The organism is Methylobacter svalbardensis (genome assembly GCF_037671525.1).
In the GTDB taxonomy this organism is placed as follows: Bacteria; Pseudomonadota; Gammaproteobacteria; order Methylococcales; family Methylomonadaceae; genus Methylobacter_A; species Methylobacter_A svalbardensis.
Genome location: NZ_JAWPOH010000088.1, coordinates 1 through 10,147 on the forward strand (window position 1 = coordinate 1; position 10,147 = coordinate 10,147).

Here is a 10,147-nt window from a genome sequence, read left to right on the forward strand (position 1 = left end):
ATGTTGAGTGATACGTTTTCCAGGCAAGGGTGAACTCCAAAAAAAATGAAATACACCCTTGTCCTACATATCGGTCAACCGGTCAAGATAGTTGTCGCCGACCGGACAGGGTAATTGTCGCCGAACAGATGCCTCCGGAAAAACACCTTCCCATGGAATTGATACCATCATCGTTCCTGCTCAAAAAGAAGGCTTTAAGCAACATTTTTTGACAGCTGATGATTGGTTCGCTGTTCGAATTTCTGGCGGGATGCTGGATAAAATAAAATACATTGCCGCCTACCAAACCGCACCAGTTTCAGCTATTACTCACTTTGCGCCTGTTGACCGAATCGAACCCTATGGCGAAGGCGGCAAGTACAAGTTAATTTTCTCAGAGAAAGCATCTACGATAAGGCCGATTATTTTTGGAGATGCGCCACAAGGCGCAATGCAGGGGCCGCGCTACACTAGACTTGCGAAGCTTAAAAAGGCTACAAAGCTTTCAGATCTGATAGGGAAAAAAGTGAATTGACTAATTTCGGTTAAGAACTTAGCAAACACCAGCGATAAGGTGGTAATATGCTTTTTTGATAAGTGTACATATTTCAAAATAAACACATGTTACCAACTAATCCAGAAAATCGAGGCGGAGCCAGACCCAATGCTGGCCGCAAAAAAGGCTCATCTGTCTATGGTGAAACCACCAAGGCCATACGGTTACCTGAAAGCCTGATTCCCGCCGTCAAAAACCTGCTTGATGTCCGAAAGCAGCAGTTTGAACGATTCCCTAACAGCACGGCGTTGATTCTCTTCCCTTCCAAAACGCCAAGCTTGTGTGTGTTGCCGTTATTTGGTGGAAAAGTCGCCGCCGGTTTTCCTTCGCCTGCCGATGATTATGTTGAGAAAACCCTGGATTTAAACGAGCTGTTAGTACAAAAGCCCGCTGCTACGTTCTTTGTGCGTGCCCAGGGTGAATCGATGCTCGGCGCAGGTATCCATCCAAACGATATTTTGGTCGTGGATCGCTCTATCGAACCGGTGCCGGGCAAGATCGTCATTTGTGCATTAAATGGTGAACTGACGGTAAAGCGCCTGGAGCGCGATAACGAACAATGGCAACTCAAGGCAGAGAATCCAGCCTATCCCGATATTGTCATCCACGAAGAGCTTGAGATGGTGATCTGGGGTGTGGTCACCAACGTGATTCATCCACTGTAATGCAGCCGCTTCTTGCCTTAGTCGATTGTAACAATTTTTACGTTTCCTGTGAGCGTGTGTTTAGGCCTGATCTGATTGGCAAACCGGTGGCGGTACTCAGTAACAACGATGGTTGTGTTGTCGCCCGCAGTGCGGAAATTAAACATTTTATAAAAATGGGTGTGCCGCTGTTCCAGATTCAGCAACTGGTCAACCAACACCAGATAAAACTGTTTTCATCGAATTACTCGCTGTATGCCGATATGTCAGCGAGGGTGATGTCAATTTTAGAAGAGTTCGCCCCAAGTATGGAAATCTATTCCATTGACGAAGCATTTCTGGATTTAACCGGCATGTGTCATAGAGACCCCATTGCTTATGGTCACCGAATCAGAAAGGCCGTTGTCCGGGCCACCGGTATTCCGGTCTGCGTGGGCATGGGGCCGACTAAAACTCTGACCAAGTTGGCTAATTTTGCGGCTAAAAAATGGAAACAAACGGGTGGCGTTTTGGATTTATCTGATCCGGTGCGCCGGGAAAAGCTAATGAAGATTGTTGATGTTGGCGAGGTGTGGGGCATCGGTTCACGCACCACGGCAAAGCTTAACCAGATCGGGATCAATACCGTGTGGGATCTAGCCATTCAACCCAGCAAGCGCATTCAATCCCAGTTTAATATCGTGGTTGCCAGAACCGTTCTGGAACTTAATGGCATTGCCTGCCTGGAACTGGAAGAGATTTCTCCGGACAAGCAGCAGATTGTCTGTTCCCGCAGTTTTAGCCGCCGACTGACTGAGTACAAAGAACTGTCCGCAGCCTTGACCGAGTTTGGTAGCAGAGCCGCTGAAAAGCTTAGAAGACAGCAGTCGATAACCGGTTGTATTACAGTGTTTATCAGAACCAATCCGTTTAATCCGCAAGAACCGCAATATCAACGCTCTGCCAGCATCAAGCTCAGCGCAGCAACTCAGGACACCCGCACTATCATCACCACCGCCAACCGCTTGCTGACGGAAATATTTAAAACAGGTTACGGTTACCAGAAATGCGGCGTGCAACTGAGCGACATTAAGCCGGAATCATCACCTGGCCAGCTTGAGTTGTTTGATTTTGTTGATAACAGCTTACCCAACGAAAACCGTCCGTTAATGAAGGTTGTCGATCAAATCAACCGACGCTTTCCAAAGGCTATTGCAATAGCGGCCACCGGTTTTGATAAGTCTTGGAAACCAAAGGCAGACCGAGTTTCACAACGCTATACGACAGATTGGCGGGAGCTGGCTTGGGCCAAATGATAGAAGATTGTTTCCAGAGAAGGATATTAAACCTTTAAAATACTCAGTTTATATGAATGGTTTATGAATATATTGTACCCAATCAGGAAATAATCCATAAATTCCCAGCACCATTGTCAACAATAGACATCTTCTTTATAGTTAAGTTGCAGTATGAAAAAACCTTTCAACTTTATACGAGGATTTACTCATGAACGATTTATACAAAGATATTTTAATAGGAGCTGTGTTTGTAATCGGCCTGCTGGGCTTTATTTCAGGCGAATTCATTATCTCATCCACGCTGTTCGCGTCAGCGGCCATTGCCAGTAATATTAAAGTGAACAGTAAAAGAGGCAAAGCTGGTCAATTTTCATGGGATTGATTTATCTAACTGATCTGTTTAACCAAGCGACGTGAAGACTTCCACGGCTTAACTGCCCTGGAAGTCTTTTTGTTTGTAGGCTTACGTAATCAGCCCTTGATGGTAATAATCTGCTTCAAGGTATGCACCACCTCAACAAGATCGTCTTGATTTGCCATCACGGTATCAATGTCTTTATAAGCCCCCGGTATTTCATCCAACACGCTGTTGTCCTTTTTGCATTGCACACCGGCAGTTTGTTGCTTTAAATCCTCGACGGTAAAAACATGACGGGCCTCGGTTCTACTCATTTTCCTACCGGCACCGTGGGCACAGGAGCAAAACGAATCGGGATTGCCTTTGCCTCGAACTATATACGACTTGGCACCCATACTGCCCGGAATAATCCCCATCTCACCTATGCCTGCACGTATCGCCCCTTTACGCGTCACCCAACTGTCGACGCCGAAATGGTGTTCACGAGCGACGTAATTATGGTGGCAATTGACCACCTCACGGGTGACCGTAAAAGGTATCTGCAAATGCCGGTGCATACCTGCCAATACTAAATCCAACATGGCTTGCCGGTTCTGGTAGGCGTATCGTTGCGCCCAGTCGACAGCTTCGATGTAATCATCGAAATTTACGCTGCCTTCCTGCAAATAGGCCAGGTCGGTATCCGGTAAATGCACATCCCATTTCAGCATATCTTTCTTGGCCCGTTCAATAAAATAGGTGCCAATCGCATTACCGATGCCCCTACTACCTGAATGCAACATCACCCAGACATGTTGTGCTTCATCGAGGCATATTTCGATAAAGTGATTGCCGCCACCCAGCGTACCCATCTGGTAAATCCAGTTATCAAAGTTACGAAAGGCTTTTCTTAACTTCGGGTGCTTATGAATAATAACTTTCAGTTCAGCTTCAAACGGCAAGGCAATGTCGGTCAAGGCTCTGTCACTCTGGTGTTGATTGCGTCCCACCGGTACATCACGATGAATTTGGTTGTAGATTTTCAAGATGGACTGCTCATCAATGTCGTTGGCATTTAGTGACAAACGACAAGCAATCATCCCGCAACCCAAATCGACACCCACTGCCGCAGGGATGATAGCCTGGGTAGTGGCAATCACCGAACCGATGGTTGCACCTCTACCGACATGCACATCGGGCATGGCTGCAATATGGTGGTTAATAAAAGGCAGTTGAGCAACATTGGTCAGTTGCTGCTTTGATTTTTCATCGCACTCGTCTGTCCAGATATAGACAGGCCATTGACCTTCACCTTTAATGATTTGCTGAATTGACATGGTTTTTTACTCCGTTGGTGAGATTAACGCCGGACATTGTAGAATGTTGTAATACGGTAACTGCGACTGAGCGTTATTTTTTTTGTTAAATTATCACTGATAGACCGGCGACTGTTACCTAAATCGCTGTCGATGTTTTGGTTTAATTACCTGTTACTTTGATGGCGCTGGCTTCAAGCCCTTTGACTCTGAATAGCTGCATCAATGGCTTGCAGTGCTTCCAATGCACCCATTGCTAAGGAAATCGTTCCCGGCGGCCCTTCTGCTTCTCTGTGGTTTATCCTGATTAAGGTACCTGACATGTGCTCACCCATACGACGAATACCACCAATGGTCGAGCCTGCACCGAGTTCTATCGTTACGACCTTCTTAGTCATCATCGTGTTTTTCCATGCATAAAATTGCTGGCCTTGCTGATCAGAGCGACTTGATAGCCAATCGTGGTCGCCAAACATCAAGACATTGGGCCTTGCCGGTTCGCCGCAGTATGGACAAAGCGGTAAGTCTCCCACTGCAAGCAATTGCTGTGGCTCAATATCAAAGCTAAACGCTGGAACTGTCCAGATTTCGTTCTTGCAAGATGCCGTACATTGCAAATAATGAATTGCACCATGACATTCATAAATCCGTTCCTCTGAAAACCCGGCTTTTTGAAATTGACCATCGACATTGCTGGTCACCACAAATCCTGGTTGCTGAGCGTTATCCTGCCAACGCTTCAGTAAGGCAAAACCGGGATGGGGATGAGTTTGCTGGTACAACTGATAACGATACCCATAAAAGCCCCAGGCTCTAGCGGGATCCTGTTCAAACCAGATTGGATTGGCCAGATCAATAAATGTCAGGTTTGCTGCGGCATACTGAGGATGAGTTTTCCAGAAGCCCTGTTGACCTCGAAAATCAGGCAGCCCGGAATCCACCCCCATGCCGGCACCTGCGGTTATTAAAATAGTATCAGCGGCGACAATGGCCGTTGCCGCCTGTTGAATGGTAAGGCGCTTGATCATGTTAGTATTCTCATTAAAATGATTATAAATAACTGAACCAGATTAAGCCGATTCAGGGGTGACAGATTGGAGCGGATGGAGTTCATCAGTCAGATTCGATCATGACAGGTCCTCCAGGGTTAAAAATATCCACCATTCCGACTGAGTAAACTGCTTTCCTGTCGACGGGTGACATTCTTTCAACTCGGCTGTGGCGCTATAACTCAACGGGGGGCGATAACAAAGCACATCCTGTTGACCGATGTAACGACCCGCTTTTTTACCTTGGCCTAAAGGGTAAAACCTTTCGATTTGACGAGGCATCATCAACTCCCAGGTTATTAGTAGTCTTCCGGCAGCAACAAAGTGGTTACTGAACGATCCGCCTCGGTTATCACCCAAATCTTGATGGTCTCTGTTATTTTATACGATGAAAACAGCCGGTATCCGTGGCTTAGAGCATACTTGTTTTCAGCTTGGTCCTCATCACACAGATCTCCCCAGTCTCCACACTGATGACGACACAACAGGCTGGTGGGTGAAATGTTTAATGCTTGTAGTACTTCGATAGCGCCGGGTGTTGCCACGGTTTGTCCGAGATCAAACAATGGGTTTTTATGAATGTGGTTCATCTGATTCTCCTAATTGGTATAATGTGTGGTGGAATTAAAAGTGGTTTTTAATTGATGTCGTGATCACCGCAATGTGGGCAGTGCCTGTCGCTTATAGGCTTTTCTTGTTTTAAATCATCCTCATTCGGTTTTTCTGGATATAGTTGCAAGAGAAACTCATAGATAATAAGGATGGCTTTAATCTGTTTATTACACTGCTTGCCCAGTTCCTGATCATTTATTGGATCAGTGAAGTCAACCCCTTGCTTCAAACAACCGCTTTCGTCCAACATTAAAACGATGTTCAGAGCGTGGGTGAATCTAGTGTCGTTCATGGTCGTTTTTCCTTATGCTTTTTTAACTGTTGTACTGCCCTCTGCTGGTCTTTCTATGATCGAAAGTCATAACGGGCGGTGGCTTGAATATCTTGGTGCCTCGCCAATTGCCTCGTGGTATTGAGATCAACCCCGCTTCAAGCAGTTGGGTGAAAGGTGCGTCGCAGGTCATGAGGCCTGACGTTGCCGATCTGGGCCTGTTCTGCTGTTATCTGTTATGGTTATCAATATCGATGGCGACCACTTCAGAGCGACGCAGTCTTGTTGTCAACATCAAGGCAATCAGCGCATGATCACGTCTATCGGTGCGAATGATCCTGCAAACTAAAAGTCTTCGGCCCATCTCTCCCAAAAGCCTGGTTCGTCGTGATGAGCGTTGTTCATGGCGGTCTCCAATGGCAAAACCCAGAAACCAACCGTTTCAAAGCGCATGCTGCCGTCGGGATTCTCCAGATAATCACGCACTAACGCATATAATGGGTCGTTGTCATCGTAAGGAACGTCCAAATAGATTTGGCCTTCATAGCTGCACATGCAGTTTTCATTGGCAAAATAGCTACAGAGTTGCCAGGGAATGCCATGTTCGGTGAGCCATTTGCAGACCGCCTCACGCATCGGGGCCTGCTCCCAGTCGTAAGAGTCACTATCCCACCAGTCCATGTCGGACATTTTTATCGGATTAAAAGTTACGTATAAGACATCGCGTTGTTTCTTTCGGGCTATGGCATCGATATGTTCAATTAGTAAGGGCATGAGATTGCTTCCTGTATTAAGTTTGTCGGTTAAGTTGAGATGTGCTGATTCGGGGTCATAGATGGTTTTTCTTAAGACATCAACCGCTTCACCGCTCGCTGCTGGTTTTTCTGATCACGGCAGTCATAACGGGCAGTGGTTTGAATGTCGGAGTGACCGACTAACTGACGGGTGGTGTTAATATCGACACCGGCGTCCAGTAACTGGGTGACAAAGGTGCGCCTTAAGTCATGGGGCCTGACCCGGTCTATTCTGGCTAGTTCTGAACGCTGCTTGATAATGTCGTATATAGTCTGACTGCTCAGGGCTTTGTTCAGGACGGTGCCAGTTTTAGTGATGGGATTGAACAGACTGCCAGGCAGCTTTCCCCGCTCAGTCAGCCATTGACGGATAACCAGTCGACTTTCAGCATTCAGATACGCGGTGCGTTGTTTATCGCCTTTCCCCGCCTGAATGTTGAGTACACCGGTTCGGGTATTGTAATCATCGACGGTAACGGCTATGACTTCTGAGCGTCTGATACCGGTGGCCAACAACAAGGCGATAACGGCATAATCCCGTTTACCGATGATGGTTTTGTCCAGCTTGCAACTGCGGTGCAGCTTCGCCAGTTCATTTTTGTTCAGGCTCCGCCCACTGGGTAGGCGCTGACTGCGTCCGGCACTGATGCCTTTAAGCAACAGCATATGGTCGGCAGTGATCAGTTTCAGATGGAAGCAAGCCTTCATGACACCGCGTACTGCGGAAAGGGCTAGATTGATAGTGTTGGCGCTTTTTCCCTCCTGTTTAAGTGTGTTTCTGATCAAGGCCAGATGCTGGTACTCAATGAGGTTCCAGGGCATTTCTTCCAGTCGACCTTCAAAGCCGACTATCTTAGTCGTACTGCAAAGTAAGCTTTTTACCGAACGGCGGCCTGTCGGTGCCAAGCTATCCAGATACAGGCTAACCGGGTCTGTTTGCTGTTGATGAATCTGCTGGTAGTAGGTGTCGAACTTTTGTTGTAACTGTTGTTTAATATGTCTGCTGTGTACTGCATTCATGGTGCTCTCCTGGAAATTTAATGGATGGTGTAAGTGGTGGCGATGGTGTGCCGTGGATTTGGGTACTGCTTATCTATCAAGTGGCTAAAGTAAGCCGCTTAATGCCCTGGCTTTCATTAATGTGTATTAACACAAGCTAGGATTTTCGTGATGTCAGTTAGGCACAGGAATTGCTTTCGTTAATGTTGACGGCGTGCTGTTACGAAAATGGGTTACTTTCGTTTAGCAGGAATTAACACAAGCTATTTTTTGCCACCTGTTTGAATCTGAAAAAATCGATCAACGCTCGTGATGATGCTGATTGAGGTGCATTAGGTGGAATGTTTGCATGTTGTATTTCACCACGCGTTTTTGTAGTAAGCGCCTATTGGATTTCAGTTATGACCTTGATTCAAAGGCTCAGGCCAATCTTGCAACATCGTTCCTTGTTGCAACAAGGAACGCATCGACCGTCGACCGATGGGGGCAAACTATCGAAGTAGCCCGTCTATGCGACACAGTGTCGTCAACGCAATGTCGTATATACGGGGTGGCGCTGTTTCGTCGTCATACCGCAGTCTCCGCAACGTAATGCCCCCATACGATAATATGCGTCAATATAGCCGCCATGATATGTCGATACTGCCGTTTTTTGATGGCGTTGCAAGCGAGATTCATAGGCGTCAGCGTCATAACAACCCGTGCTCGGCAAAAGAGAAATGCTCCGTGCCGCCGATAATGAAATGGTCCAAAACACGTATAACGGTGATAGAAGGTGACTTCATAATGATCTCCATAAAACAACAATTGAAAATTCCTCCAGGCACTCAAAAACCAACGCGCACACGAAACTGCACCGGGGTTCAAACCCAATGGCTAGCTATGACAAATGCGATGATTTTGAGGGCGACGAAGGGATCGTTGGGGCAAAAAGAGAACAATATCGCCTTTGATATAATATAACATAGCAAGGCTTGAATGTCAAGAATTGATTAATTTATATATTAATAAAATCAATAACTTGATAGTGTTTAAGGCATAAGACATTTTTGAATGCTTTGGTTCGAATGTATTCTGGTTGGTAAAACAACCTGATAAAATGTCTTTTATAGACGCTACTAAAAACCGGCATCACAATAGTTTTGCGATGCCGGCAGCATAGTTAATTCCGATTGAAATCCGCTTTAATTTTTAGCGGCCGATTTAACTATCTTCATCTTAAGATGGTAATGCTCTTTCTCCTCGGTCCATGGAAAGATTTTCCTGACTCTGTTTCTATCCTTTTCGGGGCATTCGAGTAAACCCAAAGCTTTAAGGTCGATCCAGAACTTCTTCGTTGTGGCAGAAAAGTGCTTTTTATCTTCTTCAGGTAGCAGGTTGATCAATTTTTTCACATCAATATTGCCCGGAATAAACAGATCGCCTGTCTCAACGTTGAGCAGGCCAATACAGAGACCACCTGGATTCATATCCTTCCATCCCACTCTAACAGACGGCACTCCTTTAGGCTGTTTTCCGGTCTCTGAATCTAGGATATGGGCTCGACCATCTTTCAATGCTTGCTCTAGTCCTTTGAGCAACAAGTTGCCAGGATTGAGTGATGAAATCGTTTTTTGTTCACCTGCTAGATCAATCAGCCGTTGCCTGACCACTTTCTTCAGTTCCTTAGATTGAGTGTTATCAATAGCTTTCATCTTGTAGGCAAATGTGCAGAAAAAGCGCCACGCCACTAACAGTCCAGCAAGTTGATTGCAGACGCGTGGATTTTTAAGGAACTCTTTCTCCAGCAATTTCAAGTAATCTTGCTTGTATTGTTTGGCCAGTTCCTCCTTCTTTTCAAAATCTGACATCAAGTATTGTATAAATGCAGCATTTACAAGCGCTAAGGTACCATTACTGGCAAGCTTGTATAAGTGCTTGCTCATCTCATCTGTAATATCACCTTGCCTAAACGACACATAGATGCCTTTATCAACAAGAGCGTTTTCTTTCTTAAAAGGTGGTAATTCACCTGTCAAAATGGCAAGACTATTTAAAGAAATATTGGTTTTAAAATCTGGTTTATGATTCTTTGAATTGGCCTTAGAAGTAGGCTATGTCATCGTTAACTATGGAATTTTTTATTTCTTTTTCATAAAATAAGCCATGTAGGTTTTCAATTGGAGATCATCATGAAAAACGCCGATTTTTTTCAATTAATTACTGCAATCCGTGAATTAGATCATCACCAGCGCAAACTGCTGAACGCTGCCTTAAATCAACTATCCGACGAACCCAAAGTCCTCGAATTGATTGAGTCCTGCTTTGATGCTA

The 10,147-nt window shown here is 45.6% G+C and carries 14 protein-coding genes; 6 read left to right on the forward strand and 8 right to left on the reverse strand.

Going from position 1 to position 10,147, the window contains the following annotated elements; all coding sequences use genetic code 11:
* The first annotated feature begins 91 nt into the window (after positions 1-91).
* The 4 genes from RW114_RS18500 (at position 92) to RW114_RS18515 (ending at position 2,838) form a co-directional block, all read left to right on the forward strand.
* Entirely contained in the window at positions 92-514 is a 423-nt protein-coding gene (locus RW114_RS18500; protein ID WP_340124230.1) for a hypothetical protein, read from the forward strand.
* Between the two features lie 86 nt (positions 515-600).
* Entirely contained in the window at positions 601-1,200 is a 600-nt protein-coding gene (locus RW114_RS18505) for a translesion error-prone DNA polymerase V autoproteolytic subunit (RefSeq protein WP_340124231.1), read from the forward strand.
* Positions 1,200-2,474 carry a Y-family DNA polymerase gene (locus RW114_RS18510; RefSeq protein WP_340124232.1) on the forward strand — a complete coding sequence of 425 codons (1,275 nt, stop codon included), beginning with the start codon at positions 1,200-1,202 and terminating at the stop codon, positions 2,472-2,474. Before RW114_RS18505 ends, RW114_RS18510 begins: the two co-directional genes overlap by 1 nt.
* A gap of 190 nt (positions 2,475-2,664) precedes the next feature.
* Entirely contained in the window at positions 2,665-2,838 is a 174-nt protein-coding gene (locus RW114_RS18515; protein WP_340124233.1) for a hypothetical protein, read from the forward strand.
* Between the two features lie 89 nt (positions 2,839-2,927).
* Here the strand turns inward: RW114_RS18515 and RW114_RS18520 are convergent, their stop codons facing one another.
* The 5 genes from RW114_RS18520 to RW114_RS18540 form a co-directional block, all read right to left on the reverse strand.
* Complete coding sequence (locus RW114_RS18520) at positions 2,928-4,130, reverse strand: RtcB family protein (protein ID WP_340124234.1); 1,203 nt, start codon at positions 4,128-4,130, stop codon at positions 2,928-2,930.
* Between the two features lie 173 nt (positions 4,131-4,303).
* A complete protein-coding gene (locus RW114_RS18525) occupies positions 4,304-5,137 on the reverse strand; it encodes an SIR2 family NAD-dependent protein deacylase (protein ID WP_340124235.1) in 834 nt (277 codons plus the stop codon).
* Positions 5,138-5,236: 99 nt separating this feature from the next.
* Positions 5,237-5,440 (reverse strand): hypothetical protein, encoded by a 204-nt coding sequence (locus tag RW114_RS18530; RefSeq protein ID WP_340124236.1) that lies wholly within the window; start codon positions 5,438-5,440, stop codon positions 5,237-5,239.
* Positions 5,441-5,457: 17 nt separating this feature from the next.
* On the reverse strand, positions 5,458-5,748 hold the full coding sequence (locus tag RW114_RS18535; RefSeq protein WP_340124237.1) for a hypothetical protein: 291 nt from the start codon (positions 5,746-5,748) through the stop codon (positions 5,458-5,460).
* A 47-nt stretch (positions 5,749-5,795) separates the two neighbouring features.
* On the reverse strand, positions 5,796-6,062 hold the full coding sequence (locus RW114_RS18540) for a hypothetical protein (protein ID WP_340124238.1): 267 nt from the start codon (positions 6,060-6,062) through the stop codon (positions 5,796-5,798).
* An 83-nt stretch (positions 6,063-6,145) separates the two neighbouring features.
* Between RW114_RS18540 and RW114_RS18545 the strand changes: the two genes are divergently transcribed.
* Positions 6,146-6,355: a hypothetical protein gene (locus tag RW114_RS18545; protein ID WP_340124239.1), complete on the forward strand. Its 210-nt coding sequence runs from the start codon at positions 6,146-6,148 to the stop codon at positions 6,353-6,355.
* A 31-nt stretch (positions 6,356-6,386) separates the two neighbouring features.
* Here RW114_RS18545 and RW114_RS18550 read toward each other — a convergent pair whose 3' ends face one another.
* Both RW114_RS18550 and RW114_RS18555 read right to left on the reverse strand, forming a co-directional pair.
* Positions 6,387-6,815 carry a hypothetical protein gene (locus tag RW114_RS18550; protein WP_340124240.1) on the reverse strand — a complete coding sequence of 143 codons (429 nt, stop codon included), beginning with the start codon at positions 6,813-6,815 and terminating at the stop codon, positions 6,387-6,389.
* Positions 6,816-6,886: 71 nt separating this feature from the next.
* Entirely contained in the window at positions 6,887-7,855 is a 969-nt protein-coding gene (locus tag RW114_RS18555; RefSeq protein ID WP_340124241.1) for a tyrosine-type recombinase/integrase, read from the reverse strand.
* 612 nt (positions 7,856-8,467) lie between these two features.
* On the opposite strand from RW114_RS18555, the gene RW114_RS18560 reads away from it, so the two are divergent.
* The gene (locus RW114_RS18560) at positions 8,468-8,797 is read left to right on the forward strand and encodes a hypothetical protein (protein ID WP_340124242.1); all 330 of its coding nucleotides are present in this window, start codon (positions 8,468-8,470) and stop codon (positions 8,795-8,797) included.
* 221 nt (positions 8,798-9,018) lie between these two features.
* Here the strand turns inward: RW114_RS18560 and RW114_RS18565 are convergent, their stop codons facing one another.
* On the reverse strand, positions 9,019-9,852 hold the full coding sequence (locus RW114_RS18565; RefSeq protein WP_340124243.1) for a hypothetical protein: 834 nt from the start codon (positions 9,850-9,852) through the stop codon (positions 9,019-9,021).
* Positions 9,853-10,147: the final 295 nt, after the last annotated feature.